The organism is Pseudomonas graminis, from assembly GCF_013201545.1.
Lineage (GTDB): Bacteria > Pseudomonadota > Gammaproteobacteria > Pseudomonadales > Pseudomonadaceae > Aquipseudomonas.
The window spans coordinates 2,511,672-2,530,192 of sequence record NZ_CP053746.1; the positions used below are offsets into that span (position 1 = coordinate 2,511,672).

Annotated in this window: 16 protein-coding genes; 10 read left to right on the forward strand and 6 right to left on the reverse strand. The window is 61.5% G+C overall.

Translation table 11 applies throughout. From position 1 onward, the window contains the following. Positions 1–74: 74 nt before the first annotated feature. Positions 75–992, reverse strand: a complete 918-nt coding sequence (locus tag FX982_RS11350; protein ID WP_172610697.1) for a histone deacetylase family protein — start codon at positions 990–992, stop codon at positions 75–77. 128 nt (positions 993–1,120) lie between these two features. On the opposite strand from FX982_RS11350, the gene FX982_RS11355 reads away from it, so the two are divergent. From FX982_RS11355 to FX982_RS11365, 3 genes are all read left to right on the forward strand, one after another. Continuing rightward, positions 1,121–1,684, forward strand: coding sequence for a GNAT family N-acetyltransferase (locus FX982_RS11355; protein WP_172610698.1), 564 nt, complete (start codon positions 1,121–1,123; stop codon positions 1,682–1,684). A 128-nt stretch (positions 1,685–1,812) separates the two neighbouring features. Then, entirely contained in the window at positions 1,813–2,682 is an 870-nt protein-coding gene (gene tesB / locus FX982_RS11360; protein ID WP_172610699.1) for an acyl-CoA thioesterase II, read from the forward strand. Beyond that, the gene (locus tag FX982_RS11365) at positions 2,679–3,278 is read left to right on the forward strand and encodes an HAD family hydrolase (protein WP_172610700.1); all 600 of its coding nucleotides are present in this window, start codon (positions 2,679–2,681) and stop codon (positions 3,276–3,278) included. The genes tesB and FX982_RS11365 overlap by 4 nt, the downstream gene beginning before the upstream one ends. 169 nt (positions 3,279–3,447) lie before the next feature. On the opposite strand, the gene FX982_RS11370 is transcribed toward FX982_RS11365, so the two are convergent. The 5 genes from FX982_RS11370 to FX982_RS11390 all read right to left on the reverse strand — a co-directional run bounded on the left by FX982_RS11370 (position 3,448) and on the right by FX982_RS11390 (position 9,442). Beyond that, positions 3,448–4,437, reverse strand: a complete 990-nt coding sequence (locus tag FX982_RS11370) for an alpha/beta hydrolase (RefSeq protein WP_172610701.1) — start codon at positions 4,435–4,437, stop codon at positions 3,448–3,450. Positions 4,438–4,441: 4 nt separating this feature from the next. Beyond that, positions 4,442–5,335 carry a KPN_02809 family neutral zinc metallopeptidase gene (ypfJ, locus tag FX982_RS11375; RefSeq protein ID WP_172610702.1) on the reverse strand — a complete coding sequence of 298 codons (894 nt, stop codon included), beginning with the start codon at positions 5,333–5,335 and terminating at the stop codon, positions 4,442–4,444. Positions 5,336–5,556: 221 nt separating this feature from the next. Beyond that, on the reverse strand, positions 5,557–6,849 hold the full coding sequence (locus tag FX982_RS11380; protein WP_172610703.1) for an MFS transporter: 1,293 nt from the start codon (positions 6,847–6,849) through the stop codon (positions 5,557–5,559). A gap of 218 nt (positions 6,850–7,067) precedes the next feature. Beyond that, positions 7,068–8,153, reverse strand: a complete 1,086-nt coding sequence (trmA, locus tag FX982_RS11385; protein ID WP_172610704.1) for a tRNA (uridine(54)-C5)-methyltransferase TrmA — start codon at positions 8,151–8,153, stop codon at positions 7,068–7,070. Further along, entirely contained in the window at positions 8,150–9,442 is a 1,293-nt protein-coding gene (locus FX982_RS11390) for an NCS2 family permease (protein ID WP_122536673.1), read from the reverse strand. Before FX982_RS11390 ends, trmA begins: the two co-directional genes overlap by 4 nt. Before the next feature lie 307 nt (positions 9,443–9,749). Here FX982_RS11390 and FX982_RS11395 point away from each other — a divergent pair, with 307 nt between their 5' ends. The 7 genes from FX982_RS11395 to cydB all read left to right on the forward strand — a co-directional run bounded on the left by FX982_RS11395 (position 9,750) and on the right by cydB (position 18,482). Beyond that, positions 9,750–10,274 (forward strand): (2Fe-2S)-binding protein, encoded by a 525-nt coding sequence (locus FX982_RS11395; RefSeq protein WP_122536674.1) that lies wholly within the window; start codon positions 9,750–9,752, stop codon positions 10,272–10,274. Next, entirely contained in the window at positions 10,271–11,257 is a 987-nt protein-coding gene (locus tag FX982_RS11400) for an FAD binding domain-containing protein (RefSeq protein WP_172610705.1), read from the forward strand. The genes FX982_RS11395 and FX982_RS11400 overlap by 4 nt, the downstream gene beginning before the upstream one ends. A gap of 47 nt (positions 11,258–11,304) precedes the next feature. Beyond that, positions 11,305–13,473, forward strand: a complete 2,169-nt coding sequence (locus FX982_RS11405; protein ID WP_438826324.1) for a xanthine dehydrogenase family protein molybdopterin-binding subunit — start codon at positions 11,305–11,307, stop codon at positions 13,471–13,473. A 306-nt stretch (positions 13,474–13,779) separates the two neighbouring features. Then, positions 13,780–14,721, forward strand: coding sequence for a choline ABC transporter substrate-binding protein (gene choX, locus FX982_RS11410; protein ID WP_172610707.1), 942 nt, complete (start codon positions 13,780–13,782; stop codon positions 14,719–14,721). 39 nt (positions 14,722–14,760) lie between these two features. Continuing rightward, complete coding sequence (locus FX982_RS11415) at positions 14,761–15,696, forward strand: alpha/beta hydrolase (protein ID WP_172610708.1); 936 nt, start codon at positions 14,761–14,763, stop codon at positions 15,694–15,696. Positions 15,697–16,031: 335 nt separating this feature from the next. After that, positions 16,032–17,471, forward strand: coding sequence for a cytochrome ubiquinol oxidase subunit I (locus FX982_RS11420; protein WP_122536679.1), 1,440 nt, complete (start codon positions 16,032–16,034; stop codon positions 17,469–17,471). A gap of 3 nt (positions 17,472–17,474) precedes the next feature. Then, entirely contained in the window at positions 17,475–18,482 is a 1,008-nt protein-coding gene (cydB, locus tag FX982_RS11425) for a cytochrome d ubiquinol oxidase subunit II (RefSeq protein ID WP_122536680.1), read from the forward strand. Positions 18,483–18,521 lie beyond the last annotated feature (39 nt).

The following is an 18,521-nucleotide window of genomic DNA, read 5'->3' on the forward strand; positions in this document are numbered from 1 at the left end:
CCACAGGCAGTTCCACAGAGGATGTGAGTAAGTCTGGGGAGCGATCATGCTGGCGAATGCGTTTCAGCGGTCATTCAAAGTCCGCGCTCCATCCATACTCGCTGGGCGCTGTGGTGCAAAATCCCGTGCCGCCGGGCGAGCGCTTCTCGATCCTTGCTATAGCCACCGCCAATTACGCCCATCACCGGAATGTCCCGGCCCAGACAGTGGCGCATCACCGCTTCGTCACGGCGGGCAACCCCTGCATCGGTCAGCTGCAAATACCCCAACGCGTCGTCCTTGTGCACATCCACCCCGGCGTCGTACAGCACCAGATCGGGCTGGTACAGCGGGAGTAGGTAATTGAGCGTGTCGTCGACCACCTTCAGGTAATCGTCATCGCCCATGCCCATCGGCAGCGGAATGTCCCAGTCACTTTGGGCTTTGCGCGCCGGGAAGTTCTTTTCGCAATGCAGCGAGACCGTGATCGCGTCATCGGTGTGTTCGAGGATCCGTGCGGTGCCGTCGCCCTGGTGCACGTCGCAATCAAAAATCAGCACCCGGTCGACGCGCCCGCTTTGCAGCAGGTACTGACTGATGATCGCCAGGTCGTTGAAGATGCAAAACCCGGCCGGATAATCGAAGTGTGCATGGTGGGTGCCGCCGGCGAGGTGACAGGCCAGTCCGTGTTGCAGCGCGAGCTCCGCTGTCAGCAAAGAGCCACCTACCGCGCGTACCGTACGTCGGGCCAGATCCTCGGTCCAGGGCAGGCCAAGGCGACGTTGATCTTCCCGCGACAGGGCGCCTTCCATGTAGCGACTGATGTAACCGGGGTCATGGGCCAGCGCGAGGATGTCCGTTGGGCAGACCTGAGGGCGAAACAATTGAGCATCTGTGGTCAGGCCGGTGTCGATAAGGTGGTCGCGCAGAAGCCGGAACTTGTCCATCGGGAAACGATGGTCGGGCGGAAAGTCCGGGCTGTAGTCTTCGTGATAAATGAGGGGCAGGGGCATGGTGGGCACGCGTCTGGTTCGAAGGGGAATCTTGCCAGTTCTGACGATCACCGCACAGCGATTTGCCTGGGCGGGGAGATCGCCAGTCGGCGGGCAATGTGAAAGGCGAGGCACAAGGGAGACGATCGATGGAGCCGATTCTTGAGCTCAACAGCGCACGCTTGTTGATGCGTCAATGGCGAGATGATGATTTGCCAGCCTTCGCGCAGATGTGCGCCGATCCACACGTAATGCGCTACTTTCCGCAGCCCTTGAGCCGCTTGGAGAGCGCCAAACTGATCGGCCGAGTGCGCGGGCATTTTGCCGAGTATGGCTTTGGGTTCTGGGCCCTGGAGCGCAAGGACACCGGGGAATTCATCGGCTTCACCGGCCTGGCCGAGGTGGGCTTCGAGGCAGGATTTACGCCTGCGGTGGAGATCGGCTGGCGCCTGGCCCGCGAGCATTGGGGATTGGGCTATGCCAGCGAAGCCGCCTGGACCGTCCTCGGCTGCGGTTTCGAGCACCTGGATCTGGATGAAATCGTGGCGTTCGCGGCGGTCAACAATCTGCCCTCGCAGAAGGTCATGCAGGCCATCGGCATGCGCAACGATCCGGCTGACAACTTCGACCATCCGAAATTACCCAACGGCCATCCGCTCAGGCCCCATGTGCTGTATCGAATCAACCGGGCGGGCTGGCTGGCGACGCTGTGATTCGCTGCGGGAATCGGGCTACAAACCTCTGTATCATTTCGTCCCACTTCCATCTGCGCCGACCTTCGGCGCCCATGGCCTGATTGATGTAATAACGGTCGGCGAGACGACCGTGTAAGGAACCCCGAATGAGCCACGTGCTGGATGATCTGGTGTCGCTGTTGAGCCTGGAGCCCATCGAAGAAAACCTCTTCCGCGGACGCAGCCAGGACCTTGGTTTTCGCCAGCTGTTTGGCGGTCAGGTGCTGGGTCAGTCGCTGTCGGCGGCGAGCAAAACGGTCGAAGACGCGCGCCATGTGCATTCGCTCCATGGTTATTTTTTGCGCCCCGGCGACGCCCACCTGCCCGTGGTGTATCAGGTCGACCGGGTCCGTGACGGCGGCAGTTTCAGCACGCGCCGCGTGACGGCGATCCAGAAAGGTCATCCGATTTTCACCTGCAGCGCCTCGTTTCAGTACGACGAAGAGGGCTTCGAACACCAGACCCAGATGCCGCAGGTGGTCGGCCCGGAAAACCTGCCGTCCGAGCTTGAGCTGATGCGCCAGCGCGAGCAGCTGATTCCGGAGCACATGAAGGACAAACTCCTGTGCCCCAAGCCGATCGAGTTCAGGCCGGTGACCGAGTCCGACCCCTATAACCCGAAGCCTGCCGACCCGGTTAAATACATCTGGTTTCGCGCCGACGGCACGCTGCCCGACATCCCCGCCCTGCACCGCTACATGCTTGCCTACGCCTCGGACTTCAATCTGTTGACCACCTCGCTGCTGCCCCATGGCAAGACGGTTTGGCAAAAAGACATGCAGATCGCCAGCCTTGACCATTCGCTGTGGTTCCACGGTGAACTGCGCGCTGATGACTGGCTGCTTTACGCCATGGACAGCCCATGGGCCGGTAATTCGCGCGGGTTCTCCCGAGGCAGCGTATTCAATCGCGAGGGCAAACTTGTGGCGTCTGTCAGTCAAGAAGGTTTGATTCGCCATCGCAAGGATTGGTCATGAGCCTCAATCAAGTACGCCACTGGGTATTCGACATGGACGGTACGCTGACCGTTGCTGCCCATGATTTTCCAGCGATCAAGCGTGCGCTGGATATCCCTCAGGAGGATGACATCCTCGGGCATCTCGCGGCGTTGCCGACGGATGTTGCGGCGGCCAAACACGCCTGGCTGCTGGAGCACGAGCGCGCGTTGGCAATCGAATCCAAACCCGCGACAGGTGCTGTCGAGTTGGTGAGGGAGCTGGCAGGGCGGGGTTATCGTCTCGGCATTCTGACCCGTAACGCCCGCGAGCTTGCCCACGTGACGCTGAAGGCCATCGGCATCGCTGACTGCTTTGCGGTAGACGATGTGCTCGGTCGTGACGAAGCTGCGCCGAAACCCGATCCGGGTGGCCTGCTGAAGCTCGCGAGCGCCTGGAACGTGCAGCCGTCGGACATGGTGATGGTGGGTGACTATCAGTTCGACCTGGCCTGTGGTCGAGCGGCCGGCGCCCGGACGGTGCTGGTCAATCTCCCGGAAAACCCGTGGCCGGAACTGACTGACTGGCATGCAGCGGATTGCGTGGCGTTAAAGAAGATGATTGGCGCGAAGAGCTGATTCCACCCTTCTGGTAGGACCGGCTTCAGCCGGGAAGGCGTCTGGCGCTACACCGCCAAATTGATGGTGTGAAAACCGGCCTCTTCCCGGCTAAAGCCGGTCCTACATAATGCCGCGTCTAGACAGTGGGACCGGCTTCAGCCGGGAATGAGCCAGCCTTTAACCGATATCAGTTCGCCTTGAACAACGCAGTCTGCCCTTCAGGCGAGGTGAAGATCGCGTCGCCGTTGTGGCCGACGTTTTTCACTTCCACCAACCGCTGATTCAAACCTTCCGGATGACGCTTGGTCAGGTAATCGAAATAGTTGTGACCCCGGGCCAGGCGCTGGGGGCCCTGCGCTTCGGCACCGCAATCCTTGTCCAGGGCCGGGTGCTCAGGATCGGTGTCCAGTTCGCCCAACAGATACGTAATGTCCCGCTTCACGTACGCGGCCTCAAGCTCGGCCGGTGTTTCCTTGCCGGCATAGGCAGGCAGCTTGTTCAGCCCGTACTTCCATGTGTCGAAGGTCGGGCAGCTTGCCGCATCAACCGCCACAGGCCGCGTCGCGTCGAAATAGGCGTAGGAGGAAGGGTTAGCGATCACATAACGCAGCTTGATGCCTTCCTTCTTCAGCAACGCATCTTCCTTGCCACCAATCATCGCGTAACGCTGCACCACCTGAGCACCGCCGGAATGGCCAGCGATGACGATCTCCTTCAGGTTGGGGAACAGCTTGCTGTCGCTCAGACGCTTGAGGATGTGATCGATCACCACGAAAGAGCTGACCGGCTTCGCCCCCAGTGACTTCTCGCCCGCCATCCAGTCATTGGCGTGCCAGCGCAGCACGGAATCGGGCAGACGGTGTGCTGCGATGTCTTTTTCGTCAAGAAACTGAGGGGCGATCAGCAGGGTTTTCGCGCGCTGCCGTGACTGGTTGGCGGCGCGCTCGACACTGCGCAGGTAGGTTTGCGCGTTGCGCAGCCGACCGTGAAACACAATGACCACCCGCTGGACCTGCGGACTGGGATGTACCCAATTCTGACTCAGACCGAGGGTGGCCTGGGTCGTCCCGTTGATCTGCAGCCGGTCGGGGCTGATGGACTTGACCGCTTGATCCGCTGCATGAGCATTGAGGCTCATCAGGGTGCCCAACAACAGGATCGAAAGCGGTTTCATCATGTGATCAAAGGCTCTTGGCGGCGAACGTGTCGCATTGGTTGATTTGTCCCTGGGCAAAACCTGTCTTGAACCAGCGGACACGCTGGGCAGAGGTGCCGTGGGTAAACGAGTCTGGCACGACCCGGCCCTGACCCTGCTGCTGCAAGCGGTCGTCGCCAATGGCGTTGGCGGCGTTCAGCGCCTCTTCAATATCACCCGGCTCCAGCCAGTTCAAACGCTTTTGTGCGTTGTTGGCCCAAACGCCTGCCAGGCAGTCAGCTTGCAGCTCCTGACGCACCAGCAAACCGTTGTCGCCTTCCATTTTCATGCCACGCTGGCGGGCGGCGTCAACTTTAGCCGAAACCCCCAGCAAGGTCTGCACATGATGGCCGACTTCGTGAGCAATCACGTACGCCTGGGCGAAATCGCCCGCTGCTTTGAAGCGCTGGCTCATTTCACGGAAAAACTCCATGTCCAGGTACACGCGCTGGTCAGCCGGGCAGTAGAACGGGCCGCTCGCTGAAGACGCCGAGCCGCATGCCGACTGCACCCGTCCGCTGAACAGAATCAGCGTCGGCGCCTTGTACTGACTCCCCATTTGCTGGAACACCTGCTGCCACGTGTCCTCGGTGTCGCCCAGGACGGCGCGGACGAAATCGGCCTGCTCGTCATTGGCCGGTGGCGCCTGGCGCGTCTGCGGATTGACCGCTGCGGTCTGCTCCGAACCCATCTGGCCGGTGATCTCACCCAGAATCCGCATCGGGTCCTGCCCGGTCAGCAGACCGATCGCGACGATGATCACGATCCCGCCAAGCCCCAGCCCCTTGCCGCCAATGCGCATCCCGCCGCCACCGCCACCCCCGGTTTCGCCGCGTGCGTCCACGACGTTGTCACTGCGACGTCCTTTTTTCCATAGCATTGGGGGAATCCTCTTTTGGTCGTGTGGGAAGTGTAGACGGCGGGCGTGCGCCGTCTGGTCTGCTGGACTAAGAGAGGAGAGGAGGGGGAATGGTTCAGGCGATGAGATACCGGGAACCTGCGTTTAGACGTCTAGCCGCCGTCCATTGTTTTTGGAAGGGTGACGAAGCTGCGAAGGGGACGAGCGTAATTGGAGCCCGCCCCCGAGATTCAGCGGCTGGTTCAGACCCGCGCAGTCTGCTTTTCCGTCATTTCGACCGGCGAGGCGTCGGCGAAGTGGTTGACCTGGCGCAGCGCCTTGAAGCCGACCATCCAGGCGCCCACAACACCCAGTGTGCACAGGCCACCGATGATTGCGGCGGGCACGGCGCCCCACAGTGCTGCGCTGCTGCCGGCGCGGAATTCGCCCAGTTCGTTGGACGAGCCGATGAACAGCATATTCACCGCGTTGACCCGCCCGCGCATGTCGTCCGGCGTAGAGAACTGCACCAGCGTGGAGCGGATGTAGACGCTGACCATGTCCGCCGCACCGGCGATCATCAAGGCCAGCAGCGACAGCCAGAACAGCGTCGACAGCGCGAACACCAGATTGGCGACTCCGAACACCGCGACGGCGATGAACATGACCAGGCCGACATGTCGATCAAAAGGCCGGAAGCTCAGGTACAGCCCGGTGCCGACCTCGCCCAGGCTCATCGCACTGCGCAGCGCACCCAGGCCTTGCGGCCCCAGGTGCAGCACTTCGTGGGCATAAATCGGCAGCAGCGCCACGACGCCACCGAGCAGCACGGCGAACAGGTCGAGGGAAATGGTGCCGAGGATGATCGGCCTCGAGCGGATGAACGCAATGCCTGCGGTAAAGCGCTTCCAGGCCGTGGACTCGAGGATCTGTTTTTTGCCGGCGTAGAGCACCGGCACGCGGATCAACAACAGCACACCGGCGATGAAACTGGCCATGCACACCGAGTAGGTCAGCCCACCGCCGCCTGCCGCATACAGGCCACCGCCGACCAGAGGCCCGGCGATGGTGGCGATGCGCATGATCATGCTGTTCGTCGCAATGGCCGACGCGAGTTTTTCACGCGGGACGACTTGTGGCAGGAGGCTCTGCAACGCAGGCCCGGTAAAGGCGCGGGCGCAGCCGAACAGGGCGAGGGTGGCGTAAATGAGCCGCGTATCCTGATGGTGTGTCACTGAAAACAGCATCAGCATCAGGCTGCACACCGCTTGCACCGACCAACTGATGGTCAGGATCATCTTGCGATCATAGCGGTCGATCAGGTCGCCGGCCGGCATCAACAGCAGCAACATGGGAATGAACTGCGCCAGACCCACATAGGCCAGGGAGATCGGGCTGCGGGTCATGTCGTAGACCTGCCAGGCGACAACCACTGCCTGAATCTGCATGGCAAAGACGGCAGCGAGGCGCGCAGTCAGGAAGGCAAAAAAGCCGGGCAGCCGCAAGGCGCTTTTAGCGGAGGATTCAGAGGACGGGGCGGGCGATTCGGGGCTCAAGGCAAGGCATCCATCGAAGCGAAAGACGGCCGAGAGTTATACACCGGTCTGGCGCCGTTCGCCGCTAGCTGTCAGGAATTTAATGATGGATGGCGCCGGATATGCTGCGTGTGCATGGAGCTCAGTTGAAACGTCTGAGGGCCTGTTCCCGGCTGAAGCCGGTCCTACTGATGATAGTAGGACCGGCTTTTTAGCGGGGAAGGGTTGATGCCGCGCCGTCACCGACGAACAAGCAAAACCCCTGACTCCATGTGATGTGTGTACGGAAACTGATCAAACAGCGCGCAGCGATCGACCCGGTGGGTGTCGTGCAGCTGTGCGATATTCGCGGCCAGGGTTTCCGGGTTGCATGAGATGTACAGGATGCGTTCGAAACGCCGCGTTAGCTCGCAGGTGTCCGGGTCCATGCCGGCGCGGGGTGGGTCGACGAACACGCTGCCAAAGTCGTAGCTTTTCAAATCGACACCGGCCAGACGACGGAACGGGCGCACCTCATTCAGGGCTTCAGTCAGCTCTTCAGCCGACAGGCGCACCAGCGACACGTTATCCACACCGTTGTCCGCCAGGTTGCTCAGTGCAGCATTGACCGACGTCTTGCTGATCTCGGTCGCCAGCACCTTGCGCACGCGGGTCGCCAACGGCAGCGTGAAGTTGCCGTTGCCGCAATACAGCTCCAGCAAATCATCGTCGCGATCGCCCAGCGCGTCGTACGCCCAACTCAGCATTTTCTGATTCACTGTGCCGTTGGGCTGGGTGAACGCGCCTTCCGGCTGGCGATAGCTGAAGGTCCGGCCAGCGACGTCCAACCGCTCGGTCACATAATCGCGACCGATCACCAGACGCTGCCCCTTCGAACGACCAATCACGCTGACATTCAGGTCGGCGGCCAATTGCTCGGCCTCGACTTGCCAGGCGTCGTCCAGCGGGCGGTGATAGCACAGGGTGATCATGCCGTCACCGGCCAGCGTGGTCAGAAAATCCACCTGGAACAGTTTGTGATTGAGCGTCTTGCTCGCTTCCCAACGATCCCGCAGCACTGGCATCAGCGCGTTGATCTGCTGGCTGGCGATGGGGAAGTCGTTGATCAGGATCGGCGTGTGCTTGTCGCCCGGCGCGAACATGGCGTAGTGACGCTTGCCGTCGTCGCGCCACAGGCGAAACTCGGCGCGCAGGCGGTAATGCTCACGCGGCGAGTCGAAGACCTGAGGCTCGGGCGCCTCGAAAGGCGCCAGCAACTCGCGCAGGCGCGCGGCCTTCTCATCGAGCTGAACGTTGTAGTTTGCAGGGTCGAACGTAGAACTCATGGATAAAAGCCCAGCTTGATCACGAACAGAATCGACAGCACCACCAGCGCCGAATTCAGCTCGCGGCCCCGACCCGACAACAGCTTGATCACGGTCCAGGAAATGAAGCCAAAGGCGATGCCGTTGGCGATCGAATAGGTGAATGGCATCGCCAGCGCGGTAATGACGACCGGTGCCGCTTCAGTGATGTCATCCCAGTTGATTTCGGCAAGGCCCGAGGTCATCAGCACGGCCACGAACAGCAGGGCAGGGGCGGTGGCGAATGCCGGAACGCTGCCGGCCAGCGGTGCGAAAAACAGCGCCAAAAGAAACAGCACGGCAACCACAATGGCCGTCAGACCGGTTCGCCCACCAGCACTCACGCCCGCAGCCGATTCGATGTAACTGGTGGTGGTCGACGTGCCCAGCAGAGAGCCAGCCATCGCGGCGGTGCTGTCGGCGATCAGCGCACGGCCCATCTTCGGCATGTGGCCGTCCTTGCCCATCAGGCCCGCGCGCTTGGCGACGCCGATCAGGGTGCCGGAGTTGTCGAACAGGTCGACGAACAGGAAGGAGAAAATCACGCTGACCAGGCCGATGTTCAGTGCGCCGGGAATGTCCAGCTGCAGGAAGGTCGGCGCCAGCGAAGGCGGCATCGACACCACGCCGCCAAACGGCGAGAAGCCCATGACAATAGAGACGATGGTGACGGCCAGAATGCCGATCAGCACGGCGCCGCGCACTTTCAGCGCTTCGAGCGCCACGATCAGCGCGAAACCCAGCGCCGCAAGAATCGGTGCCGGTTTGGCCAGATCGCCCAGGCCGACCATGGTGGCCGGGTTGGTCACCACGATTTCAGCGTTGTGCAGCGCAATCAGCGCCAGGAACAGGCCGATACCGGCAGCGATGGCCGAGCGTAACGGCAGCGGGATGCTGTTAATGATCCATTCGCGGATGCGGAAGATCGACAGCAGGAAAAACATCACGGCCGAAATGAACACCGCGCCCAGCGCCACTTGCCAGGTGTGGCCCATGTGCAGCACGACGGTGTAGGTGAAGAAGGCGTTCAGGCCCATGCCCGGCGCGAGGGCGATCGGGTAGTTGGCGATCAGGCCCATGACGGTTGAGCCGATGGCGGCGGCCAGACAGGTGGCGACGAAGATCGCGCCCTTGTCCATGCCGGTCTCGCCAAGGATGCTCGGGTTCACGAACAGAATGTAGGCCATGGCCAGAAAGGTCGTGACCCCGGCCAGAATTTCGGTGCGCACATTGGTGTTATGTGCCCTGAGTTGAAACAACCGCTCCAGCATTTAAGGCTCCCCGGTGACGCTCCGCGTCATTTATGTAGTCGACTGAAACAGCAAAGCACAGCTCACCGAAACGGCTTGCACAAATTCTGCCAGTTGCAAAAAGCCGCGCATCATACCAGCAGCTCCGGGCGATGGGGCCGGGCGGTTGTCGTCTGATTGCAAATGTCTGGATTGACCTTGCCCCAAGCCGACGCTGCGCTGCGTCAAAACGCCCGTCACAAACCCTGAACGTTTCCGAAACCGCACAAGTCGTACCCCTTAAGACGCAGATCACTGCGCTGATCGAGTACCTACCGTGAGGCTTCCCATGAGTGCAACCAATGAACAGGCGTTCGCAGGGCATTCCATCGCTCTGACGTTGAATGGCCAGACCCGACAAGTGGACGTACAGCCCTGGACCACCCTACTGGATTTGCTGCGCGAGCAGTTGGATCTGGTGGGCACCAAAAAAGGCTGCGACCACGGCCAATGCGGTGCATGCACCGTGCTGCGCGACGGCAAACGCATCAATGCGTGCCTGACCCTGGCGATCATGTGTGACGGCGCCGAGCTGACCACGATCGAAGGGCTCGCCAACGGCGACACGCTGCACCCGATGCAGCAAGCGTTCATCAAGCATGATGCGTTTCAGTGCGGCTACTGCACGCCCGGGCAGATCTGCTCGGCGGTGGGCCTGGCCAATGAAGGCCGCGCCAGCACCGATGACGAAGTGAAAGAGCTGATGAGCGGCAACCTCTGCCGTTGCGGCGCCTACAGCAATATCCGCGCTGCGGTGGTGGAGGTCTTGCCATCGATGAATGCTGCACCGGATCAGGGAGGGCGTGGCCAATGAATCCCTTCAGCTACAGCAAGCCATCGGATATCGCTCAGGCGGTCAATCTCGCAGGGCCTGCCAGCCGTTTCATTGCTGGCGGTACGAACCTGCTGGATTTGATGAAAGAAAACATCGCTCGCCCTGAACACCTCATCGACATTACCGGGCTGCCGCTCAAGGACGTCCGCGCCACTGACAGCGGTGGCGTGATGATTGGCGCGTTGGTGAGCAACGCTGATCTGGCGTGGCACCCGTTGATCGAACGAGATTACCCATTGTTGTCCCAAGCCATTCTGGCGGGCGCATCGCCGCAGTTGCGCAACATGGCGAGCACCGGTGGCAACCTGTTGCAGCGCACCCGCTGCTACTACTTCTACGACTCTACCGTGCCGTGCAACAAGCGCGAGCCTGGCACGGGCTGTCCGGCCAAAGAGGGCCTGAACCGCATCCATGCGATTCTCGGTGCCAGCGATGCCTGCGTCGCGACGCACCCCTCGGACATGTGTGTCGCGCTGGCTGCGCTGGAGGCGCGCGTCCACGTTCAGGGTCGCGCCGGTGCCCGGGTCATCGAGTTCGCTGACTTCCACCGCTTGCCGGGGGATGCGCCGCAACGGGACAACCAACTCGCCGATGATGAGCTGATCACCGCCGTCGAACTGCCTGCGCCGCGTTTCCAGCAGCACAGCCACTATTTGAAGATCCGTGACCGCGCGTCTTACGCCTTTGCCCTGATCTCGGTAGCCGCTGCCGTCGAGCTCGATGGCGACGTCATTCGTGATGTGCGCATCGCCCTCGGCGGCGTCGCCCACAAGCCTTGGCGTGACACGGCCGTCGAGCAGTCGCTCAAGGGTCAGCCGGTCTCGCGGGAAAACTTCGTTGCTGCTGCCGACGCGATGCTGCGCGACGCTCAGCCGCTGGCGCACAACGCTTTCAAGATCAAGCTGGCCCGCCGCGCGATCGTTCGCGCCTTGAGCGACGCCACCTTGGGAGGGACTGTTTAATGAACGCCAACACACCAATCCCGGGATGCTCCGCGCTGGGCCAACCGATGGACCGCGTCGACGGACGCCTGAAAGTCACCGGCCAGGCCCGCTATGCCGGTGAGTACTCAGAGGCCGGGTTGCTGCACGGCAGCGTGGTTTCCAGCACTATCGCCTCCGGCCGGGTTGTCAGCATTGATGCCTCCCAGGCGCTGGCGGTGCCCGGCGTGGTGGCGGTCATCGATCACACCAACCGCCCGCACATCGCCAGTTATGACGAGGACTATCAGGACGCCGACTCTGCGGAAGGCTCGCCGTTCCGGCCGTTCTACAACGACCGCGTGCTCTACAGCGGCCAGCCTCTGGCGCTGGTGGTGGCGGACACCCTTGAGCTGGCGCGGCATGCCGGTTCCCTCGTGCGCATCGAATACGAAACCGATTCGCACCAGACCGACCTCAGCGTCGGCCAGAGTGACGCCCACACCGCGCCGGCGGAAACGCCAAAGCCGCGCGGGGATTTTTCAGGCGCATTCGCCCAGTCCGCAGTGACTGTCGACACCCACTACAGCACGCCCAACGAGCACCACAACCCGATGGAGCCCCACGCGTCGACGGTGTTTTACAAGGCCGACGGCAGCCTGGAGATTCACGATAAAACCCAGGGCACGCAGAACTGCCAGGACTACCTGCACAGCGTATTCGGCCTGGAGAAAGAAAAGATTCGCGTCCTCGCCGCCTTCGTCGGTGGTGCGTTCGGCTCCGGCCTGCGCCCGCAATATCAGCTGCCTCTTGCCGTCATGGCATCGCTGAAACTCCAGCGTTCGGTGCGACTGACGCTGACCCGCCAGCAGATGTTCACCTTCGGCTACCGTCCACAGACGCTGCAGCACATGCGCCTGGGCGCTTCCAAAGACGGCAAGCTGACAGCGATTGCCCACGACACTATCGGCCAGACTTCTCGCTTCGAAGACTTCACCGAGCACGTCGTTGAATGGAGCGGCATGCTCTATCAGTGCGACAACGTGCAGTTGAGCTACAAGCTGGCGCCGCTGGACGTGTACACGCCGCTGGACATGCGCGCTCCGGGCGCCGCTTCCGGCATGGTCGCGCTGGAATGTGCGATGGACGAGCTGGCAATTGCCGCCGGCGTCGATCCCCTGCAGCTGCGGATCGTCAATTTCGCCGACAGCAACGGTAACGAAGGCAAGCCGTATTCCAGCAAAGAACTGCTGGCCTGTTATGAGCAAGGCGCCGAGCGCTTCGGCTGGAGCAAGCGCAATCCTGAACCACGCAGCATGCGCCAGGGCCGGCAACTGGTGGGTTGGGGCATGGCCGGCGGTGTGTGGGAAGCCATGCAAATGCCGGCCAGCGCCAAAGCCAGTATCGACAGCAGCGGCAAGATCACTGTCAGCAGCGCCACCACTGACATCGGCACCGGTACTTACACGGTCATGACCCAGATCGCCGCCGAGGCCGCTGGCGTAAATCCGGCAGACGTCACGTTCGTGCTGGGCGATTCGTCGCTGCCGACCTCGCCGTTGCAGGGCGGCTCGTTCACCGTGTCGTCCGTGGGCACCGCGGTGCAGCAGGCCTGCCGCGCATTGCGCGCCAAGTTGCTCGACGCCGTGCGCATGGCGCATCCGCAATACGCGGTGGTGGACATGGCTGATGTCGGTTATGGCGACGGTTATCTGCTCATCGATGATCAGCGTTTTGCGTACGCCGACATCGTCCGCGAATCGTCCCACGACACGCTGGAGGTGCAGATTGACGCCAAGCCTGACGACAAGCGCGAAGGTTATTCGACGGCGACCCACTCGGCGGTATTCGTCGAAGTGCTGGTGGACGAAGACCTGGGCACTATTCGTGTGAATCGGGTAGTGGATGCTGTTGCGGCGGGCCGTGTGGTCAATCCGAAAACGGCGCGCAGCCAGATTCTCGGCGGCGTGGTCTGGGGGATTGGTCAGGCGTTGCAGGAAGAGAGCCAGACCGACCACACCCTCGGGCGCTTCATGAACCACAGCCTGGCGGAGTACCACATCCCGGTGAACGCCGATATCGGCGAGATCGACGTGCTGTTCGTGGAAGAGAACGACAGCATCGTCAACGACCTGGGTTCCAAGGGTGTGGGCGAGATCGGCATCGTCGGCGTGGCCTCTGCCATCGCCAATGCCATCTACCACGCCACGGGCAAGCGCGTTCGGGAATTCCCGATTACGCTGGATAAGGTGCTTTAACCCGCGCCGTACCTGATCGTTCCCACGCCCTGCGTGGGAACGCCTCCCCGGACGCTCCGTGTACCTAATGACGGAGAGCGTCATGAACTGCATTACCACGCGGAGCGTGGGAACGATCATCTGCTGAACCCTTCCTCATTCAATGTCGCCCCAGTGCAAGCACAGGTCGCGCTGGTGCGCTTGATGCTCAGGCCTGCTGCGTACTTTGCATCAACGCGGCAGCCACCGAATTGCCGTGGGTCTTCAAGCCTTGAAAAACTGCCGAAAAGAGCTGAATAAAATAACGCGCTGACCCGAGGAGCATCCATGAACTCATTTATCCGTCATATCAGTTGCGCTGCGTTGATGCTGAGCAGCGGCGTCCTGCTGGCTGCGGAACCTGCCAAGTGCCAGAACGTGCGCATGGGCGTGGTCAACTGGACTGACGTCGTTGCCACCAGCGCAGTCGCCGAAGTGCTGTTGCAAAACATGGGATACGAGGTCAAACAGACCAGCGCCGCCCAGCAAATCATTTTTGGCGGCCTGCGTGACGATCGGCTCGACGTGTTCATGGGTTACTGGAAACCGGCCATGGACAAGAACATCGCGCCCTTTGTGGCAGCCAACCAGGTCAAGGTGCTCGACGTGCCCAGCATGAGCGATGCCCAGGCGACGCTCGCGGTGCCGGATTATGTGGCGTCGGGCGGGCTGAAAACCTTCGGCGATATTGCCAAATTCAAGGACAAACTCGGTGGCAAGATCTACGGCATCGAGCCTGGCACCGGTGCCAACGCCAACATCAAGGGCATGATCGAGAAAAACCAGTTCGGGCTCGGCGGTTTCCAGCTGGTCGAGTCCGGCGAGGCGGGCATGCTCGCAGCGGTGCAGCGTGCGATCAAGCGTAATGAATGGGTGGTATTCGTCGGCTGGACCCCGCACCCGATGAACATCAACATGAAGATCGCCTACCTGACCGGCAGTGAAGACGTGTTCGGCCCGAGTGAAGGCGCGGCGACCGTTTCCGTGGTGACAGCCCCGGATTACGCATCTCGATGCCCGAACGTCAGCAAACTGATGAGCAACCTGAAGTTCACCGCCGCTCAGGAAAGCCAGATGATGGTGCCGATCATGAACCGCAAGGTGCCGAACGACGTTGCTCGCCAGTGGCTCAAGGATCATCCTGAAGACATGAAGCGCTGGCTGGATGGCGTGACGACCTTCGATGGCAAAGATGCAATGGCTGCCGTGCAGGTGGCGGTGAACAAATAAGCAAGCGGGCCTGGCCAAGGGCTCAGGCTGGAGTAGCCAATGCCTACGTCTTACCCGCTGTCCCTCGAGATGTTGGCGTTTGTGACCAAAACGCTGAGTTTCAGTAGCGCCTCCGAGGACATCGACGAGCAGCGTCGCGCGTATTCCCGGATGAGTGAAGCGTTCACGCCCACCCGTCCGGCGCACCTTGATGTACGGGATTTCGCCCTCGGCGGCGTGGCGGTGCGCAGTTACCGGCCTCAGCGGCTGTCCCTCGAACATCCGGCGCCGTGTGTCGTGTACATTCACGGCGGCGGCTGGGTCGTTGGCGATCTCGATTCCCATGACTTCCTGACCGCAGCATTGGCGGCCGACCTCAATGCCGTGGTCGTCGCCGTGAATTACCGGCTGGCGCCCGAACACCCCTTTCCCGCCGGCTTCGGCGACTGTCTGGCGGTCTGGCACGCCCTGCAGATCCAGGCGCAACGGCTGGACATCGACCCGCACCGCATCGCCATCGCCGGGGACAGCGCCGGTGGCAATCTCGCTGCGGCCGTGTGTCTGGCGCTGCGCGATGCCGGTGAGCGTCAGCCGGTCGGGCAGGCGCTGATTTACCCGGAACTGGGCGGCGCCAGTGATCTGCCTTCCCGGCGTGAATGTGCCGACGCACCGCTTCTTTCTGCCGATGAGCTCGGGTATTACCGGCAGCTGTACATGATGGCGGACGAACAGTCGGCGTATGCCCGGCCACTCAACGCCGGAGAGTTCCACAATCTGGCGCCTGCGTTCATCGCCGTCGCGCAGTTTGACCCATTGCGCGATGACGGCGTCGGCTACGAGCGCGCGCTGCGTGAAGCGGGCGTGCGCACTGAGTTCGAGCCCGGCCTCGGGCTGCTCCACGGCAGTCTCAGGGCTAAAGGCCAGGTACCGGAAGTGGATGCGCTTTATCAGCGACTGGTCTCTGCGCTGTTGGGCTTTATTCGCGATCCGTTGTAGGTCGGCGTATGCCATCGTTGTAAGTGCCGTGCTGCAACTTCGCGCACTCTGTTCTGCTTCCCGCCCACTGCACCGCCCTGAAAGGTGAGTCAACTCGCCACGCGACAAAAGACCACGCAGAGCAAGTGCCGAAATGGGACTACTCTTTCAACGTCAGCTGACCTGGATCAATGCTCTGGCCTGTATTGATCGAACTGGCCGCCTGACGCATCCCCCGGTCGCCGACCCGAGCACGAATCCAAGAGAACAAACGCCACACCTCGTACTCAATACACCGGGGGCAGTCGCTGAAGGCCCTGAGTCTGAAGCCAGTTCCACCTGATAGAGGAAGACCTATGTTCGGCTTAGAGGCGCTCGATCTCGCCCGAATCCAGTTTGCGTTCACCGTTTCATTTCACATTCTTTTCCCTGCCATCACCATTGGTCTGGCGAGCTTCCTTGCGGTGCTCGAAGGCTTGTGGCTGAAAACCCATGACAACACCTACCGCGACCTTTATCACTTCTGGTCGAAGATCTTTGCCGTCAACTTCGGCATGGGTGTGGTTTCGGGTCTGGTCATGGCGTACGAGTTCGGCACCAACTGGAGCCGCTTCTCCGACTTCGCCGGCGCGGTGACCGGGCCCTTGCTGACCTATGAGGTCCTGACGGCGTTCTTCCTTGAAGCGGGCTTCCTCGGCGTCATGTTGTTCGGCTGGAACCGTGTCGGCCGCGGCCTGCACTTCTTCGCCACCTCCATGGTGGCCGTAGGCACTTTGATTTCGACCTTCTGGATTCTGGCTTCCAACAGCTGGATGCAAACGCCGCAGGGTTTCGAGATCGTTGATGGCCGGGTGATTCCGGTGGACTGGTTCGCGGTGATCTTCAATCCGTCGTTCCCGTATCGTCTGACGCACATGGCAATCGCCGCCTTTGTTGCTACGGCTTTCTTCGTCGGCGCTTCGGCGGCCTGGCACCTGTTGCGTGGCCGCGATAATCCGGCGATTCGCAGAATGCTGTCCATGGCCATGTGGATGGCGCTGATCGTTGCGCCGATTCAGGCGATGGTGGGCGACGCTCACGGCTTGAACACCCTTGAGCACCAACCGGCCAAGATCGCAGCCATCGAAGGTCACTGGGAAAACGTCGGTGACGAGCCGACCCCGCTGATTCTGTTCGGCATCCCGGACATGAAGGAAGAGCGCACCAAGTACGCGGTCGAGATTCCGTATCTGGGCAGCCTGATCCTCACACACAGCCTGGACAAGCAAATCCCGGCGCTGAAATCCTTCCCACCGGAAGACCGTCCGAATTCGCTGATCGTGTTCTGGTCATTCCGCGTGATGGTGGCCCTAGGCATGTTGATGATCGCGGTGGGTCTGTGGAGCGCCTGGCTGCGCTGGCGCGGCGGGCTGTACACCAATCGCTGGTTCTTGCGTCTGGTCATGTGCATGGGGCCGGCGGGTCTGATTGCGATGCTCGCGGGCTGGTTCACCACTGAAATCGGACGTCAGCCGTGGGTGGTCTATGGGTTGATGCGCACCGCGAATGCGGCGTCCCGGCACAGTGTTGAGCAGTTGAGCATTACCCTGGTGTTGTTCGTCGTGGTGTATTTCCTGCTGTTCGGCACCGGCTTTGGCTACATGATGCGTCTGGTACGCAAAGGGCCTAAAACCCACGAAGGTGATAACGCGACCTACGGCGGACCAGGCCAGAAACGCACCCCGGCGCGTCCTCTTTCTGCTGCTGATGAAAGCAGCACGGACCACCGCAAAGACAGCCTGACTGAGGGGAACTGAGCCATGGGTATCGATCTTCCGCTGATCTGGGCCGTAATCATCATCTTCGGCGTCATGATGTACGTCATCATGGACGGCTTCGATCTGGGCATCGGGATACTGTTCCCGTTCATGAAGGACAAGACCGACCGCGACGTGATGATGAACACCGTCGCGCCGGTCTGGGACGGCAACGAAACCTGGCTGGTGCTCGGCGGGGCCGGCTTGTTCGGCGCCTTCCCGCTGGCCTACTCGGTTGTACTCGAAGCGCTGTACCTGCCGTTGATCTTCATGCTGTTCGGGCTGATCTTCCGCGGCGTGGCCTTCGAATTCCGCTTCAAGGCCACCGACGTCAAGCGGCACCTGTGGGACAAGGCATTCATCGGTGGTTCGCTGGTGGCGACGTTCTTCCAGGGCGTGGCACTGGGCGCGTACATCGACGGCATTCCCGTGGTCGATCGTGCCTATGCCGGCGGTGGACTGGACTGGCTGACGCCGTTCTCGGTCTTCTGCGGTCTGGCGCTGATCGTGGCCTATGCCTTGCTCGGCTGCACCTGGCTGATCATGAAGACCGAAGGGCCGCTGCAGAAAGCCATGCATGATCTGGCACGACCCTTGGCCCTCGCCACGTTGGTGGTCATGGCGATCGTCAGTCTGTGGACGCCGCTGGCCCATCAGGCAATCGCCGATCGCTGGTTCAGCCTGCCCAACCTGCTCTGGTTCATGCCAGTGCCAGCGCTGGTCATGCTGACCATGTACGGCTTGTTCAAAGCAGTGGCGCGCAATGCCAACTACGCACCGTTCCTGTTGACGCTGGTGCTGATCTTCCTCGGCTACAGCGGGCTGGGCATCAGCCTGTGGCCGAATATCATCCCGCCGACTGTGTCGATCTGGGCCGCCGCGTCGCCGCCACAGAGTCAGGGCTTCATGCTGGTCGGTACGCTGTTCATCATTCCGCTGATCCTGGGTTACACGTTCTGGAGCTACTACGTATTCCGCGGCAAAGTCACCCACGAACACGGCTATCACTAGCAGGTCGCGGCCCCGGTGTATCGCCGGGGCCGGACTGCG